At 41.4% G+C, this 17619-nt stretch carries 15 protein-coding genes; 12 read left to right on the top strand and 3 right to left on the bottom strand.

The window, feature by feature from the left end:
* Positions 1-11 precede the first annotated feature (11 nt).
* Positions 12-1001, top strand: a complete 990-nt coding sequence (locus tag J7E63_RS02150) for a Gfo/Idh/MocA family protein (RefSeq protein ID WP_215010088.1) — start codon at positions 12-14, stop codon at positions 999-1001.
* Between the two features lie 975 nt (positions 1002-1976).
* Positions 1977-2672, top strand: a complete 696-nt coding sequence (locus J7E63_RS02145) for a YoaK family protein (RefSeq protein WP_215010087.1) — start codon at positions 1977-1979, stop codon at positions 2670-2672.
* 82 nt (positions 2673-2754) lie between these two features.
* On the opposite strand, the gene J7E63_RS02140 is transcribed toward J7E63_RS02145, so the two are convergent.
* Both J7E63_RS02140 and J7E63_RS02135 read right to left on the bottom strand, forming a co-directional pair.
* Positions 2755-3012, bottom strand: coding sequence for an HPr family phosphocarrier protein (locus tag J7E63_RS02140; protein ID WP_215010086.1), 258 nt, complete (start codon positions 3010-3012; stop codon positions 2755-2757).
* A 72-nt stretch (positions 3013-3084) separates the two neighbouring features.
* Complete coding sequence (locus J7E63_RS02135; protein WP_215010085.1) at positions 3085-3294, bottom strand: hypothetical protein; 210 nt, start codon at positions 3292-3294, stop codon at positions 3085-3087.
* Between the two features lie 87 nt (positions 3295-3381).
* Between J7E63_RS02135 and J7E63_RS02130 the strand changes: the two genes are divergently transcribed.
* The 5 genes from J7E63_RS02130 (at position 3382) to J7E63_RS02110 (ending at position 11525) form a co-directional block, all read left to right on the top strand.
* The gene (locus tag J7E63_RS02130) at positions 3382-3708 is read left to right on the top strand and encodes a heterocycloanthracin/sonorensin family bacteriocin (protein WP_308161880.1); all 327 of its coding nucleotides are present in this window, start codon (positions 3382-3384) and stop codon (positions 3706-3708) included.
* 176 nt (positions 3709-3884) lie between these two features.
* A complete protein-coding gene (locus J7E63_RS02125) occupies positions 3885-5849 on the top strand; it encodes a putative thiazole-containing bacteriocin maturation protein (protein WP_215010083.1) in 1965 nt (654 codons plus the stop codon).
* Entirely contained in the window at positions 5846-7792 is a 1947-nt protein-coding gene (locus J7E63_RS02120) for a TOMM precursor leader peptide-binding protein (RefSeq protein WP_215010082.1), read from the top strand. The genes J7E63_RS02125 and J7E63_RS02120 overlap by 4 nt, the downstream gene beginning before the upstream one ends.
* A gap of 24 nt (positions 7793-7816) precedes the next feature.
* Positions 7817-9394 (top strand): SagB family peptide dehydrogenase, encoded by a 1578-nt coding sequence (locus tag J7E63_RS02115; RefSeq protein ID WP_215010081.1) that lies wholly within the window; start codon positions 7817-7819, stop codon positions 9392-9394.
* Between the two features lie 331 nt (positions 9395-9725).
* Positions 9726-11525 (top strand): S9 family peptidase, encoded by a 1800-nt coding sequence (locus tag J7E63_RS02110; protein ID WP_215010080.1) that lies wholly within the window; start codon positions 9726-9728, stop codon positions 11523-11525.
* Between the two features lie 193 nt (positions 11526-11718).
* On the opposite strand, the gene J7E63_RS02105 is transcribed toward J7E63_RS02110, so the two are convergent.
* The gene (locus J7E63_RS02105) at positions 11719-12396 is read right to left on the bottom strand and encodes a cell wall hydrolase (protein WP_215010079.1); all 678 of its coding nucleotides are present in this window, start codon (positions 12394-12396) and stop codon (positions 11719-11721) included.
* 313 nt (positions 12397-12709) lie between these two features.
* On the opposite strand from J7E63_RS02105, the gene J7E63_RS02100 reads away from it, so the two are divergent.
* The 5 genes from J7E63_RS02100 (at position 12710) to J7E63_RS02080 (ending at position 17287) form a co-directional block, all read left to right on the top strand.
* Positions 12710-14068 (top strand): amino acid permease, encoded by a 1359-nt coding sequence (locus tag J7E63_RS02100; RefSeq protein WP_215010125.1) that lies wholly within the window; start codon positions 12710-12712, stop codon positions 14066-14068.
* A gap of 264 nt (positions 14069-14332) precedes the next feature.
* Positions 14333-15061 (top strand): amino acid ABC transporter ATP-binding protein, encoded by a 729-nt coding sequence (locus J7E63_RS02095; RefSeq protein WP_088088296.1) that lies wholly within the window; start codon positions 14333-14335, stop codon positions 15059-15061.
* Positions 15062-15076: 15 nt separating this feature from the next.
* The gene (locus tag J7E63_RS02090) at positions 15077-15883 is read left to right on the top strand and encodes a transporter substrate-binding domain-containing protein (RefSeq protein WP_215010078.1); all 807 of its coding nucleotides are present in this window, start codon (positions 15077-15079) and stop codon (positions 15881-15883) included.
* 90 nt (positions 15884-15973) lie between these two features.
* Positions 15974-16612 carry an amino acid ABC transporter permease gene (locus J7E63_RS02085; protein ID WP_215010077.1) on the top strand — a complete coding sequence of 213 codons (639 nt, stop codon included), beginning with the start codon at positions 15974-15976 and terminating at the stop codon, positions 16610-16612.
* A gap of 12 nt (positions 16613-16624) precedes the next feature.
* A complete protein-coding gene (locus J7E63_RS02080) occupies positions 16625-17287 on the top strand; it encodes an amino acid ABC transporter permease (RefSeq protein ID WP_215010076.1) in 663 nt (220 codons plus the stop codon).
* Positions 17288-17619: the final 332 nt, after the last annotated feature.

Below are 17619 nucleotides of genomic sequence, written 5' to 3'. Positions count from 1 at the left end.
GATTAAGTGCGATGAAGTTTGATAAAGTTCGTTGGGGGATCATTGGATGCGGTGATGTGACAGAAGTGAAAAGCGGTCCAGCCTTCCAAAAAATTAATAATTCTGAGTTGGTTGCCGTTATGAGAAGAACGGGGGAACTTGCCAAAGATTATGCAAACCGGCACAATGTTAAAAAATGGTACGATAATGCGGATGAACTCATAAACGATTCAGATGTAGATGCTATCTATATTGCAACACCGCCTGGTTCGCATAAGGAATATACAATCAAGGCAGCAAAGGCAGGGAAACCTGTTTATGTAGAAAAGCCAATGGCCCGCAATTTCGATGAATGCCAGGAAATGATTGCTGCTTGTGAAGAGGCAGGAGTCCCATTATATGTGGCTTACTACCGGAGGGCACAACAGCGATTTTTAAAAATAAAAGAGCTGTTGGAGAATGGGGCAGTTGGTAAGGTACGGTTTGTATCATCAACACAATATCAAAAAGCTACGGAAGATGTGTTGGACCCACAACATCTTCCATGGCGAGTTCAACCGGAATTGGCAGGCGGGGGACTATTTTTTGATCTAGCCAGCCATACGCTTGATCTATTAGATTTTTTACTTGGACCGATTACGTCTGTGCAAGGATTTGGTTCCAATCAAGCAGGCTATTATCGTGCCGAAGATATCGTAACGGGTACATATCGGTTTGAATCTGGCGTCCATGGTGTCGGAAATTGGTGTTTTACTGCTTTTGAAGATGTCGATGTGAATGAAATCGTGGGGAGCCGAGGGAAAATAACCTTTTCCACTTTCGGAAACGAGCCCATCGTTTTAACGACAGCGAGCGGAACGGAGCAATGGAGTTTCGAGAGACCAGAGCACGTCCATCAACCACTTGTCGAAACGATTGTAGCCGACTTAACAAGTGGCAGCGGTCAGTGCCCTAGCAGTGGAGTGACAGGAGCCAGAACGAACTGGGTCATGGGAGAAATGGTGAAGGATTATTATCAATAGTTTTGAACTAGGACCAACCTAACACGGTTGGTCCTAATTTTTTAGGTCGGTCATCTTATGCCATCGAAAGTGTTTGGCCCTTTCAGAAAATGATTGGTGCCTGACACTTTTTTTTATTTATTTTCAGTGTTTTTAGTGGATGTAAGCGCATACATTTATAGTGAACACTGGAGGTGATGTGGTTGATTTATCCTTATGGGAATGATTATATCAAATACTTAAACGATGAAGGTTCTTATGGGATCACGTATGAACAATGGAAGTTTAAAAATAGTAAACAATACTCAGACAAGTGCAGACAATGCGGACATGGGAAACACCGCTTTCAACCTTGTCCAAAGTGCAATTATTAAGCGCCTTAGGGCGTTTTTCTTTTTTTCAAAATGGATTTAAAGATACTATCGCAGAACTGATCGATTGGATGAGGAATAATCAATAATAATGGCTGTGAAGCCGGGGACTAATTAATTGGGGTTAGCCCCTTTTTCTTTGGAATCCACAATAACACTTATATTCTTATTCGCTGATAGAACAAAGGAATTCGCTGATAGAACTAAGGAATTCGCTGATAGGATTGTCAAATTCGCTGATTAAACTAAAATATTCGCTGATAGAACTGGAAAACTTTGATAGATTTCGTGATTCGCTCATTGAATGCGAAAATTCGCTCATAAAATGCAAAAATTCGCCCATTAACTATAAAAATTCGCTCATAAAATGCAAAAAATCCGCTCATAAAATCTAAATCTGCAAAAACGCCTGAATTTTTTTAGGAAAATAAAAAAAATTTCACCTCAAATTGACGGGTTGAACAAATTATTTTCTTTTATTGTCAAAAATGCGGGAACTTTTCATTATAATTCATGATATTTTAAGAAAATCAGGATTTAATATTGCCTTTAACATTATATAGTTTTCTCATACCATCTAGGAAATACTATTGTGGTTAGTAAATTGAAACAAGGAGATCGCATAGTGAAAGATAAAATCCCCTCATTATCGTCCAACTCATTTTATTTGGGTATTTTGTTAGCGGTCGTTGGAGGTTTTTTAGATGCCTATACTTTTATCAGCAGAGACGGTGTATTTGCCAATGCCCAAACAGGAAATATGGTCCTGCTCGCTGTAAAAGCAGAGAACAGGGATTGGCAAGCCTCGCTGCTTTATATCCCGCCCATTTTAGCATTTATCTTAGGTGTTTTGGTATCAGAAATGGCTAAAATTCCTCGTGTTAGACAAGTTCTACACAGCTATAGAAGGTCAATTCTTATCTTAGAATGCCTTGTATTAATTATTGTAGGTCTATTACCACGAAGTGTGCCGAACATCGTAGTAACTGTATGTATCGCATTTGTATCCTCTTTACAAATTTCCACTTTTAATAAAATCGACAAGTGGACCTACAATTCAACCATGACAACAGGAAATCTCCGGACGGCAACCCAAGCAGCCTATTTGGCCTTAAAAGAAGATAATGATGAAGCCAAAAAACAATTCAAAGAATTTTTTGTGATCATTCTTTCTTTTTTATTTGGCGCGTTGACCGGGACATTTTCCACCACCTACATAGGGAGCACCTCTATCTGGATAGCTTCTGGGATTTTAGTGATCGCACTTATTTTGTATCACCGGGATCGAGGGTATATAAGCAAGTCCTTAACGTTAAGATAGAATGTTAGTTGCCTGGTACTTTTGAAGAAGAGGCTGGAACAAAGGAGAACCAGCCTCATCCTGTCTTCCTGTTGAAATCTTCCTACTCAACCATTTCCAACGTTTGAATTACTTCTCTGAGTGCTTCTATTTCATCGTCCCCGGAAACTTCTAATATAATTTCTGCCTGTTTAGGGATCGCTAACGATAAAACACCGAGTACCGATTTTACACTAACCTTCCGTCCTTTATAAGTAAGAAAGATATCAGCATTAAATCGAGAAGCGTTTTGAACTAATTGATTGACCGGCTGAGCATATAAACCTGCATTCCTGTTGATTGTTACTGTTTGTTGTATCATGATTATCCTCCTAGGCTGCGATGTTGTAGCATCTGTAAATAATGCACTTTTCTTATGTATGAAACTACGTCACTAAAAATGCACCATTGACTCAATATGGGCCATTTTGTGTGGTAGTCCTTCTAACAACAGGGAGAAAATAGGAGGATTTAATTTTCTAGATAACTTAGTAATCGAACTCATTTTGAATGTCCAATAAAAATAGGCTTTTGAATCAGTAGCAATACCCAGCCAAAGTTCATATTTTGATGGAGAGAGTACTTGATGCATCGGTGAATTCACCTGTTATACACCTATTTTTCAGATTATGTTTGTTCTATTCCCCTTTCATGTGCTAGCACAAATTGTTGATTTAAAATAGACGGAGGTATGAAAATGAATCCTTTCCAAAATGAACTTCAAATGTTGAATGTTGGTGATTTCCAAGCGAGTCAGGCAGTTCCTTTTGACCAAAACCAATACTACATTGATGATCAGTCCCGACAATTCGGTGTTATGGGTGGTTTTGGTGGTATGAGTGGTTTTGGTGGTATGAGTGGTTTTGGCCGTTGTTTTAGCTGCTTTAGCTGTTTTAATTGCTTTAACTGCTTTAACTGCTTTAGTTGTTTCCGTTGCTCTAGTTGCTTTAGGTGTTCACATTGCTCTAATTGCGGCGGCGGCCATCGTTGCGGTGGAGGTCATCGCTGCGGAGGTTAATGGTTCTATTTTTCTAATGTAAAACTGGTGGTTAAGGAGAAGAGGCCGTCACTGCGTGAGTTTTTTGCAGAGCCTCTTCTCTTTTAGCTTAGACATAAGGGACAAATTGCGGTACATAGAATTATAGTGAAGTGATGTTACAGAATGGAGTAAAGCTACGGCTAAGGAGGAGCGAAATGACAAGTTTGAACCCTTCTATGCGTCTGAAAGTGAAAAGGGACACGTTTTTTCTCCCCGATTCAAACAACGGTGTGTATTTTCGGAACAACATTAGCTCGTTCCGTATGGAAGGCAGTACGATCAATCAGTGGGTTGAAAAGCTGATACCGATGTTCAACGGGGAGTACACTTTGGAGAATTTAACAGAGGGATTGCCGGGCCCATACCGAGATCGAGTGTATGAAATTGCAGAAGTGCTGTATCGAAATGGGTTTGTCCGTGATGTAAGTCAAGACCATCCGCATCAATTGGAGGATCAGCTTCTTAAAAGGCATGCTTTTCAAATTGAATTTGTCGACAGTTTTGTCGATTCGGGAGCGTACCGTTTTCAAACCTATCGTCAGGCAAAAGTGTTGGCAGTTGGCTCAGGTCCTTTTTTTGTTTCGTTAGTTTCTTCGTTAATTGAATCCGGATTGCCCAAGTTCAAATTGCTAATCACTGACACGGTACCGACTAATAGACGGCGGTTAACGGAACTCGTGGCACATGCCCGTAAGACAGACCCTGAGGTGGAGGTAGAGGAGGTCAGCCTGAAGGACGATGGGGTAAATTTTTGGCGGGAGAGTGTGCAACCGTTTGATTCAATTTTGTATGTGTCACAGGAAGGCAATTTAGAGGAGTTGCGGCTTCTTCATACGGTTTGTGTGGAAGAGAAAAAGGCATTCCTCCCTGCTATTTGCTTACAGAAGGTGGGAATAGCGGGTCCGTTAGTGAATCCAGAATCTGAGGCGAGCTGGGAGTCTGCTTGGCGCCGCTTGCACCAATCTGTGCTATTCAAAGACCAGCAAATTACTGCTTTCTCTTCCACTGCCGGCGCAATGTTGGCCAATGTAATTGTATTTGAATTGTTTAAAGAGGTTACAGGAGTAACCGAACTGGAACAAAAAAATCAATTCTTTTTGCTTGATCTTGATACGTTGGAAGGACACTGGCACTCGTTTATTCCCCATCCACTGGTGACCGGACGAATATCAACTAAATGGGTAGAAGATTTCGATAGGCGGATTGGACAGGGATTAAGCAATGGTGAGCCGAGTGAATTGCTACTTTTTTTCCACCAATTGACATCAAAAGAGTCAGGGATTTTCCATATTTGGGAGGAGGGAAATTTAAAGCAACTTCCGTTAGCTCTGTGTCGTGTTCAGGCTGTCGACCCTTTATCTGACGGACCGGCTAAGCTGTTAGGAGACATTGTCTGTTCAGGACTGACACATGAGGAGGCTCGAAGGGAAGCCGGTCTTGCTGGGATTGAAGCCTATGCGTCACGAATGGTCGATTTGCTCGCTACGAGGCTACTTCCACAACAGGAAGTAGAGGGTAGAATGCTAGAATTGCAGGAATTTGTTGGGGTTGGGACTGGGGAAACGTTTGCGGAAGGAGTTTGCCGCGGGTTGCAAAAGTGTTTGGCCGAAGAGCTGAACATTCAACAGCGTAATCAGAAGATATCTGTCTCTCGGGTGCAGTTGAGTATTGTAGAAGATGAACGTTGCCGGTTTTATTTACAGGCACTGACGACGATGGAGGGAGCACCTGTTATTGGCTTAGGAGAGGAAGTGTCCGGTTTCCCTGTGGTATGGGTCGGAACGAGTGACGGCTGGTATCGCAGTGTAGATTTGAATATAACATTGGCGTTACGGAATGCGTTACAACAAGCACTAATCAAGGTTCAAAACCCAAATACTTGCCTCACCGAGCAAGCGTTTCATGTTTCATCCTTGCTTCTGGAAGAAATGGTGCCGCTAAGCCTAGTAATCCCTGCTTGTGAAGAGAGGATAAAATCCGAGAACTTGCAGTCCGCTATGGAAGTATTGGAACGAGATCATAAGCGGCTTTCGGTTTTCGAACAAGAAATAGAACCATTTTTGAAAGAAGGATTGGCAGGGGTGTTTGGTGTGTTGCTTCGAGAGGAGGAATCTAGGTGAGCGCTGTCGTGTTGGTTGTTGGAGAAGGGGTGGTGGCGGACAGTGTATGCGAAGAACTGTTCGCTCATTACCATGTAGTTCGCCAGACCGAATTCGAGGCGGTTGTACCGAAAAAAACTGATTTGGCTCTGGTGCTTCAGGATGCCTGGAATCCTTCTGTTCATCAAAAGGCAGAAGAGATATTTCGGCTAACAGGCACACCCTGGCTGCGAGGCTTCGTTTCATTTGGAGAGGGTGTAGTGGGGCCACTAATTCGACCAGGTACGCCCGGGTGTTCTCAGTGTGCGGATATGAGACGTCTCATGGCTGGACGCGACCGTAAAGAGATGTGGGAGATGAAGCAGAGGCTGAAGGAATACAGAGGTATGCAGCCTGAAGGCTGGGCATCCTTCACAGGACTCTTGCAGCTGTCATACCAGATCAGGGCAGAGGTACAGCGAATTTTGCTGGGTGAACAAGCACTTTCGGAAGAACAGGTATGTTTAATTAATTTGAAAACATTAAAGAGTTCATGGCATTCCTTTCTCCCTGACCCGCTGTGTCCGGTTTGCAGCCATTTACCAGACGATTCGGAGGATGCTGCTAAAATCTCATTGCAGCCAAGTCCGAAGATCAGCCTAGACAGTTACCGCTGCCGTTCGTTGGATGATCTGAATAAAGTTTTAGTTAAAGACTACCTAGATCATCGAACGGGCCTTTTGAATGGTAAAATGGTTGACCTCGTGCCGCCATTTGCCGATGTCAGTGTGAATCTGCCTTTGTTCGAAGGGGATGAGGGAACAGCAGGCAGGACAAATTCATATGAGGTAAGTGAGTTGACTGCCATTTTAGAAGGACTCGAGCGGTACTGCGGTCTGGAGCCACGCGGGAAACGTACAGTCGTCTTTGATAGTTTCAGCAATTTGAAAAATAAGGCACTCAATCCTTTGAAAGTAGGTGTGCATGCAAAGGAACAATATGAGCAGCATGGTTTTCCTTTTCAACCGTTTAATCCTGAACGACCAATGAATTGGGTATGGGGTTATTCGTTTTTGGAAGAGCGTCCAATTCTTGTGCCAGAGTTGCTTGCCTATTACAGCTTGGGCTGCGGCCAGCGTGGATTTGTCTATGAAACTTCCAACGGATGTGCATTAGGCGGAAGTTTGGAGGAGTCTATTTTTTACGGAATTATGGAAGTGGTGGAGCGTGATTCATTTCTAATGACTTGGTACGCGCAGCTGAACCTGCCGCGTCTAGACCCTTCCTCAGCTGATGACCAAGAATTGCAGTTAATGATCGAACGTATGCGGTCGGTCGCGGGATATGATCTTTATTTGTATAACTCGACGATGGAGCACGGAATTCCAAGTATTTGTGCGATTGCAAAAAACAGGAGGCAAAAGGGAGTGAATCTCATTTGTGCCGCTGGCGCACATCTCGACCCTGTAAGGGCGGTAAAAAGTGCGGTTCATGAGTTGGCTGGCATGATGCTGACTCTTGATGAGAAATTAGAGTCTAACCAGGAAGAGTATAGCCGAATGCTGCAAGATTCATCACTGGTCCAACAGATGGATGATCATGGTATGCTGTACGGTTTGCCGCAAGCGGAAGATCGCCTGGATTTTTTACTTGAAGATAATCGTCCGTTGCGAACATTTGCCGAGGAATTCAAGTGGAAATCGAGGCATACGGACCTTACAGATGATCTGCTGGACATTCTTCAAGTTTTTCACCCATTAAATCTTGATGTGATTGTGGTGGACCAGACGGCACCAGAATTAAAACGAAACGGATTGTATTGCGTGAAAGTGCTGATTCCGGGGATGCTGCCGATGACATTCGGACAACATCTTACCCGTGTAACTGGGCTGGAGCGTGTGCTCAGGGTACCGATGGAACTCGGTTATTCAAAACAACCGCTGACACTTGAACAATTAAACCCACATCCGCATCCGTTTCCATAAGAGGCGAACTAGGAGGCAAGGAGGATGAGTCTAGAGGAGTTTTTGCACAATCTGCATTTTGACATTGATAAGGCAAGTGTGCCTAACTGGGAAGTGGATTGGGAAGATGCGCCACTTTCTTATAAGCTCTACAGTGGCTTACCTGTGGTACCATTTTCTCTAGAAGTACCGCTGACACTTGAAGGACAAGAACAGCCAGCAAAGCCTGATCTTCGTAAAGTCGGTCATTTCCTCTGGTATGTATACGGCCTTACTCAAGTTAGCCAGTCAGTCTTTCCCTTGGATTCCAAAGATAAAACGGCGAATCTAATACAGTCATATCGGCGATTCGCTCCTTCCGGCGGGGCATTGTATCCAAACGAATTATACGTTTATCTTAAGGTAGAGGATTTGCCTGTTGGGATGTACCATTATGATGTGGCCCATCACCGCTTGGTATTGTTGAGAGAAGGAAATTTCGATTCATATATCGCCCGTGCTCTTGGTAACCGCTGTGATATATCTGCCTGCTTTGGAACTGTATTTGTGTCAACCATGTTTTGGAAAAATTTCTATAAATACAATAACTTTTCTTACCGTCTGCAAGGGTTGGATGCCGGAGTGGTAATTGGGCAGTTACTGGAAGTAGCAAAACGTTTTGGCTTTGCATCAGGGGTTTACTATCAGTTTCTAGATCGGGCCTTGAACCATCTTGTTGGGCTTTCCGAACAGGACGAGAGTGTTTATGCGGTTATCCCGCTTTCAGTAGAACCTACCATTTGGTCTACTAACGGGAGTGAAAAAGAAGGTTTTGTCTCTGCCGCCGAATTGTGCCGAGAGTTAACATCGATTCAGCCCCATCATTACATCCGGTCACGGAGGGTTAAAGAGTATCCAATGTTAACAATGTTGAATGAAGCGTCCATGCTTGATTCAACGCAAGCGTTTCGGCTGATCGAGGCGAAAGAGAGTTTGAATGGTAACGGTCATGCGGAAGAGATGCCTCACGTGAACCGGTTGTCATATGATCTGGCATCGGTCTGTCGTAAGCGATTCTCGCCAGATATGGATTTTGTTTTGGGAAAGGTAAGTCAACCTCAACTGGCCGCTCTGCTTCAGGAGGCGATAGCTTCCTTCTCGTATCGTAATGATTTGGATGAAGCACATAGGAAGAGCGAGCCTCGTGTCTCTTTGTATGGCTGTTTATATAATGTTGAAGGTATTCCAAATGGTGCCTATCATTATGACAGTGCTGCTCATGCGTTACGATTGGTGGATCTCGGTGATTATCGACTCCAATTGCAATCCGGAATGTCTCTAGATAATGTGAATTTGCTCCAAATACCTCTCTGCTTACATGTGTCAGGAGACAGGGAATCATTCAGAACGGCACTGGGTTACAGAGGATACCGGATCCAACAAATGGAAGCAGGCATGCTAGTACAACGATTACTGTTAGCGGCGTCAGCCCTCGGAATGGGGGGGCATCCACTCCTCGGTTTTGATGTAAAATTGAGTGATGAGATTTACAAGATGGAACCACTAGGAAAAACTAGTCTAATCCAAATTCCAATTGGTCCCTATCGACATCGTCCTTGGTTGAAGGGAAGTTTGCATAGTTAGGATTAATAGGATTACTTTCGTTCTAAGGTTAGTGAGGAAGAACTTCATGATGTTCCAGTTAATCCTATGGTTTCAAAAAACGAGTTTAGTCCAGAAGCGAAATAGGCAAGTATTCATGAGGATTTATATTAAGATGCCTTCACTTCCAATGAATGGGTGAAGGCTTTCCCAATTGCTTCGAGTGGATTTGAACATTTCTATCAGGAAGGATAAAACTCTGTCTTATCTTTATGATTCTGATAAATGATGTTCATGAATCCTTCTTAATGACACCTTTTCATATTCTCCTGAATGATTCAAAAAATGCCTTAATTGGATGGGGGGGATGTTTATGGCTGCCATTGGTATAGAACCGTATTTGCATGTTCGTTTTGCCAAAAATCCAGTATACGATCCAATTGGCCACAAGTTAAGCTTTATCGCAGATTATACTGGTTTGCCACAGGTTTGGGAACTTAATCTAGGGGAAGGGTGTGAAGGATGGCCTGTCCAAACTTCCTTTACAAAAGAAAGAATCACCTTTATTAGCTATCTAAATGGCAAATCTAATTTGATTATTGGTATGGATGTTGGCGGAAATGAAAATCAGCAATTGTACTTACTTAAGCAAGAAGGAAAACTAATTGAGTTGACAAACTCACCAGACCATATACACCGTTATGGCGGAAGCTCGCCAGATGGAAAATGGATTGCCTGGTCGAGTAATCGCCGGAATCCAGCCTTTTTTGATATCTATATTCAAAATCTGGAATCGTTGGATATTCGTCTTTTGAATACTGGTGATGGAATATTTTCAGCGGTTAAATGGGCTCCTGACGGTAAATCCATTTTGGTCCAGAAAATAAATTCCCCTCTAGATAATGATCTGGGCATAATCGACCTTTCAACAGGGGCTATGAACTGGTTAACAGAACATAAAGGGGAAGCAAGTTTTAAAGATGCCCATTTTAATAAGGATGCAGACCATATATATTTATTATCGAATAAAGACAAAGAATTCTATGGGCTTGCTCTAATAAATTTAAAAACCAAACATCTCGAGTGGCTAGAGCTGGGTAAGTGGGATTTTGAGGATTTGGCAATGAATAGCGATAAAAATTTGTTAGCTTATTCGATAAATGAGGGGGGAATTTCCAAGGGGGTACTTTTAGACATAAATCGAAGTTACCTTTATACGTGGAAAACTCCAATCGGAGTCATATCAAATCTGAAATTTTCCCCTGATAGCCAAAAACTAGCGTATGTGTTTAAGGGACCGACATATCCCTCTGATATATGGGAACTTGACCTAAACACCATTCAGGCAGAGAGGCTTACTTACGTTTCCCGTTCACCAGTCCTGGAACATAAATTAGTTGAGCCGGAGCTTATATCCTTTCGCTCTTTCGATAACCTGGAAATCCCTGCCTTTTATGCGAAGCCGAGAGATTCCACTGAAAAACATCCTGTTGTAATATACATTCATGGCGGGCCTGAGAGTCAAGCACGTGTGGTATACAACCCAATTCAGCAGTATTTATTAAACCAGGGTTATGCCGTGTGTACACCAAACATTCGAGGAAGTACAGGTTACGGAAAAACATTTACACATTTGGATGATGTCCGAAAAAGAATGGACGCTTTAAAGGATCTTATTTTTTTAGTGGAATGGCTAAAGGCAAATGGGAACGTAGATCCTAAAAAAATCGGGATCATGGGCGGGAGTTATGGCGGGTTTATGGTTCTTTCTGCCATCAGTCACTATCCACACCTTTGGTCTGCTGCTATTGATATTGTGGGAATGTCCAGCCTTAGAACATTCCTTCAAACAACAAGTCCATGGCGTAAGAAGCACAGGGAGAGTGAGTATGGGACAATAGAAAGAGACGGAGAATTTTTTGATAGAATTGATCCATTGAATTATTCAGATCGAATAACCACCCCATTATTAGTAATTCACGGGAAAGGTGATCCGCGTGTACACATAAGTGAATCTGAGCAAATGGTCAACAAACTAAAGGAACGGCAACACACAGTTGACTTTATTCGCTTTGAAGATGAAGGCCATTCTATTGACAAACAAAAAAATAAAATTACTGCCTATAAGGCAATGGTAAATTTTCTCGATCGATATATCGGTAATGGATCCTAACTCGGGTGATGTATTTCTAACAGGAGTGAACTAGACGGTATTGTCTCTTCCGCCAAATTTTTTAACAGAGAATAGGAAAGAGTCTCCCCATACTGGAAGACTCTTTTTTTTCTGTGATAAGGTCCTATTTGAAAATAGAGTAACAATAACCAATGAAAGTGTAATCACACGCGTTTCAACGGCTCTTAGTTCATTATTTAGCAAATACATGATCACCAATGGTTTTCACTACTTCACGCGTACGGATCCAATCATCCGTTGCAATTTCTGGGTTATAAAAATAAATGCAATCATTTAAACGATCATCCCTCGTTAATGCTTCTTCTACTGCTCGTTCCGACTCATCTGATGCTGGCTTTTTAATTTCACCATTTTGAACCGGAGAAAAGGCATAGCTATTGCCTACTACTTGTTTAATTACAGCGGTCACTGTATTTGGGAAACGAGGAGATTCAACTCGATTTAATACAACAGTCGCAACTGCAACTTTTCCTTTATAAGATTCACCTTTTGCTTCAGCTTCTACTAATCTGGCAAATAAGTCTTTCTCTTCATTTGAAATTGACAATTCTGGTTCCTCTTGTTTTTTTTCTGGCGTTTCTATTTCAGGTTTTGATGATTTTTTTTCTTCTACTCTCGGTTGATCAGGGTTTTTCAACATTTCTTTTATATCAACCCAATCGTTCGGTTGATTACTAACATGTTCTATATGATCAGTGTCTAATCCATATTGTTGTCCTAGTTCCCAAGCGCTATCTCCATTTACTACTGGAGATTGGGTAATAGCCTCGGCCGTATTAGTTTGTAAACCTATAAATGCAAATGTAGCTACACAAGCTACAACTAATTTTTTCATGTAATTGTTTTTCATGTGGCTACCTCCTGTAAATTCGTATGGTATTACTTTATCATGTGCTAGTACACAATTTACAGAACGCTACTGTTACATTTCTTTTTAATTTGATGAACAACATTACAGGTAAAATAGATTTATGACAATTTTCCTATATAAATGACATATTCAACCCAATAATACGAAATAGAGGAATATTTTACTTGGAATTTCTTGTAATGTAATGGAAGTATTCGGTGAAGAGTGAATTTATTGAATTTTCTTTCATGTGGAAAGGTATATCGATCTTAGTTATTGTAAAAGAATAATTAAGAAGGGTGGAATATAAGTGTTGGGCAAAAATCACGAAAGTGAGCAACTACAACGAGGTTTAAACAACAGGCACATCCAGCTAATTGCACTTGGAGGTGCGATTGGAGTAGGTCTGTTCTATGGTTCAAGTGCAACGATTCAAATGGCTGGTCCATCAATTTTGCTCTCATACTTAGTCGGAGGCTTAGTTATTTTTACCATTATGAGAGCATTAGGGGAAATGGCTGTAGATGAGCCGGTTTCCGGATCATTTAGTTCATACGCAAATCGTTATTTAGGGCCGTTTGCGGGTTACTTAACCGGTTGGACCTATTGGTTTATGTGGGTTGTCGTTGGGATGGCGGAAATTACAGTTGTTGGTGTCTATGTAAACTACTGGTTTCCAGAAATACCACAATGGCTGACAGCTCTTGCAACACTTGTTGTAATCACAATGGTAAACCTTACAAGTGTTAAAGCATTTGGAGAGTTTGAATTTTGGTTCGCGATGATAAAAGTGGTTGCGATTATTGGAATGATTGTTGTTGGATTAGGAATGATCCTCTTAGGTATCGGCAACGAAGGCCAGCCCATAGGTTTTAACAATCTTTGGACTCATGGAGGATTTATGCCAAATGGGATAAAAGGTATTTTCATGTCATTGGTTCTAGTGATGTTTTCATTTGGTGGGGTAGAACTGGTCGGTATTACCGCAGGTGAGGCTAAAAATCCTCGAAAGTCAATTCCATCTGCAATCAACAATGTGGTCTGGAGGATTTTAATTTTTTATATTGCTGCACTAGGCATCATGATGAGTTTATATCCTTGGAATGAAGTAGGGACGAATGGCAGCCCGTTTGTGTTAATTTTTGATAAAATCGGAATTCCTGGGGCCGCCCATATAATTAACTTTGTCGTGTTAACAGCAGCTTTGTCTGCATTTAATAGTGGTTTATTCAGTACTGGAAGAATGCTATACAATTTATCTCTTCAAAATAATGGACCGAAATATTTTGGAAAGCTCAACAAGCATTCTACACCACGACGTGGAATCCTATTTTCGTCATCATTTTTATTAGTGGCAGTATTTTTAAATTATATTGTTCCTGAAAAAGTATTTATCTATATTTCTTCTGTTGCAACGGTTGCGGTTATTACTAGCTGGACCATAATACTGATTACACAAATAAAGTTCAGACAATCAAAAACGACAGAAGAAGTAAAAAAACTAGCATTTAAAATGCCGTTATATCCAGTTTCAAGCTACTTAGCCCTTGCTTTTTTAGCACTTGTCGTGGTCTTAATGGCATTTATTGAGGGAATGCGAGGAGCATTAGTTGTAGCACCTATATGGTTTATGGTCCTTTATATAGGATATAAATTGAAAAAGAAGGAATAATCAGAGAGCTCGATTGACAAAGAAAACGTAAGCCGCCAATCTTACAATTAAAGGTGTCAGGCACCATCCAATTTTTATGGATGGTGCCTGACACCTTTTTGTTTTAAGCATCTATAACCCAAGAAAGTGTTAAATATCGGGAAATTATAGGTAATTTGTCATGATTTGACAATTCGACAAAATATAAATATAATTTAAGTTATTCTGAAAATTGCTAATAATAGAATTTTCGCGTGTAATAGGTTTTAAATCAGGAGGTCAAGAATGATTGTATTTAATCAGGTACATAAGTTTTATGGGGATTTTCATGTCTTAAAAGATATTAATCTTACAATCAATCAAGGTGAAGTAGTTGTAGTAATCGGTCCATCTGGATCAGGGAAAAGTACCTTGTTGCGCTGTATCAATCATCTGGAAACCATCTCTGACGGGACACTCACCGTAAATGGGATATCAGTAGGGGATAAAAAAACAGATATCAATAAGCTGAGGCGCAATATTGGTATGGTTTTTCAGCACTTCTATTTATATCCGCACAAAACAGTTCTTGAAAATATCACTCTTGCGCCGATGAAAGTATTGGGCCAATCCGAAAAAGAAGCTAAGGAAACAGCCCGACATTATCTTACCAAGGTAGGCATATTAGATAAGGCTGAATCTTATCCTTCCCAGCTTTCCGGAGGTCAGCAGCAGCGTGTAGCCATCGCCCGTGGCCTTGCAATGAACCCGGAGATCATGCTTTTCGATGAACCAACCTCAGCACTTGATCCTGAAATGATCGGCGAGGTACTGGATGTAATGAAAGCCTTGGCCAAAGAAGGTATGACGATGGTGGTCGTAACCCACGAAATGGGCTTTGCCAAGGAGGTTGCTGACCGAATCGTTTTTATGGATGAGGGGCGAATATTAGAAGAAGCAGTTCCGGCTGAATTTTATGAGAATCCGCGTGAAGAACGGGCTCGCTTATTTCTCAGCCGTATATTAAATCATTAATAGGGAGGAAATGGAATGTTCAAAGCAAAAAATTTCGTAAAAATGGCGGTAGTGTCAACTATGGCTGCCATCCTACTTGCAGGTTGCGGCGGGGACAAGGCCTCTAAAGAAAGCAGCAAAGATGTACTTGCTCAGATTAAAGAAGAGAAAAAAATCGTATTTGGTGTAAAACATGATACTCGTTTGTTTGGATTGAAAAATCCTTCGACAGGTGAGGTGGAAGGGTTTGACATTGATCTTTCTAAAGCACTGGCCGAAGAAATGTTTGGCAAAGAGGTTAAGCCTGAGTATGTAGAGGTTACTTCGAAAACGAGGGTAGGACTCTTAAATAATGGTAAGGTTGATGCGGTTGTCGCCACTATGACCATCAATGAAGAACGTAAAAAAGAAGTCGATTTTACGGATGTATATTTTGATGCCGGGCAATCATTGCTAGTGAAAAAAGGAAGCAAGGTTAAGGGCATTGAAGACTTGAAAAAAGGAACAAAGGTGCTTGCTGTTAAAGGCTCGACCTCATCCGTAAATATTCGTGAGAAAGCTCCTGAAACAACCGTACTTGAATTTGAAAACTATGCTGAAGCATTTACAGCCTTAAAGTCAGGTAAGGGTGATGCCCTGACCACAGATGATGCAATCCTTTATGGTATGGCAGAAGAAGATCCGTCCTTTGAATTGGTCGGAGGAACGTTCACAGAAGAGCCTTATGGAATAGCTGTTAAAAAAGGAAATAAAGAGCTTGTCGATGAGTTGAATAAAGCTTTAAAAAGCCTGAAGGATTCAGGTAAGTACGATGAAATTAAGGATAAATGGATTAAACATTAATTATTTATATCGGGTTTCTCGTCAGGTTGGGCAGCAGTCCGCAGGCAAGTTTTCGGACCTGCTCATTCTGATGAATTAGGAGGGGATCGTTTGCTGGATTTCTCGATACTAACAGATAATATCGATTCATTTTTGGAAGGATTAAAAATAACGATTATTGCCAGTTTAATAGCTTTAATATGCAGCTTTATTTTAGGAACACTTATTGCAGTCATGCGAATTGCCCCATTTAAACCTCTTAACTTGCTTGGTTCGGTATATGTTGAATTTATCCGTAATATACCGGTACTGGTTATCGTGTTTTTCACTTATTTAGCTGGAAACTTTGGCGGAATGACTGCAGGAACCATCGGATTGACCATCTATACAGCCGCTTTCATTGCTGAAGCAATCCGTGCCGGAATTATGTCTGTTCCAAAAGGGCAAATGGAAGCTGCCCGCTCGACAGGATTGAGTTACGGCCAGGCAATGAGAATGGTTATACTCCCTCAGGCTATTAAGATCGTCATCCCTCCTCTTGGCAACCAATTTATCAATTTAGTTAAAAATTCATCATTGTTAGCCGTAGTCGCAGGTGGGGATTTAATGTATCAGGGGGATTTAATTTCGGCAAAGACATACATAACTTTTGATACCTATATTTTTGTGGCCTTATTTTATTTAATTTTAACAATACCTTTAAGTCTTGGCGTAGGATTTTTAGAAAAACGCATGGCTAGAAGTAGTTAAGGAGCTGTGTAGATGGATTTTCTAGCACCGTTCATTGAAGTGTATACACTGGACAATATTAAATTTTTACTGGAAGGGTTTGAGGTCACTCTTAAGGTCGCTGCCATTTCAATTGTGCTTAGCTTCATTATTGGCGGTCTCACAGGAACGCTCAGATATGCGAGGATTCCCGTTGTTTCTAAATTACTTGCCGTGATTGTTGAGACGATTCGAAACCTTCCTTTGCTGCTGATCATTTTCTTCACTTATTTTGCATTGCCCGAAATTGGGATTGAAATGGAAATAACTTCAGCGGCTATTGCAGCATTGACGGTTTTTGAATCGGCGATGATATCGGAAATTATCCGAAGCGGTTTAAACTCCATCGAAAAAGGACAGGTGGAAGCAGGACGTGCGTCTGGCCTGACCTACATCCAGACATTACGCTATATCATCATGCCCCAAGCGCTGAGAAGAATGGTACCTCCAATTGTGAGTCAATTTATTTCTCTGCTTAAAGATACATCGTTAGCTGTCGTCATCGCCTTACCGGATTTATTGCACAACGGTCAAATTGTTTATGCGCAAAAGGGATCGTATGTGATACCTGTTTTTGTCATTGTTGCGTTGATGTACTTTATTGTTAATTATGCTTTGTCACTAGTTGCACGAAGGTTAGAATTAAAGCAGACGTAAGAACGAATACAATAAGTGGTTAAAAAGAAAAGAAGATGAATTTCATCTTCTCAGATTGTCGAGAAAGAGTATTTTTCTCGGCAATTTTTTATTCTCAGCATTTAATTATTCATTGTACCTGCTAATGGGCCTGTTGATTTCCGCTCTAGGCACTTCGCTTTCCGCGGGCGTGCCGGGGAGCCTCCTCGTCGCTATGCTCCTGCGGGGTCTCCCCTGCCCCGTACTCCCGCAGGAGTCTGCGTGCCTTCCGCGGAAATCAACAGAGCTATAAAATCAATGATGCACTGCTCTTAACACAACCAAACAATAAAAAATTAAGTGGTGAAATCTAT

The sequence above is a fragment of the Bacillus sp. ISL-75 genome (assembly GCF_018613095.1).
This window is presented reverse-complemented; position numbering and strand designations above follow the sequence as displayed.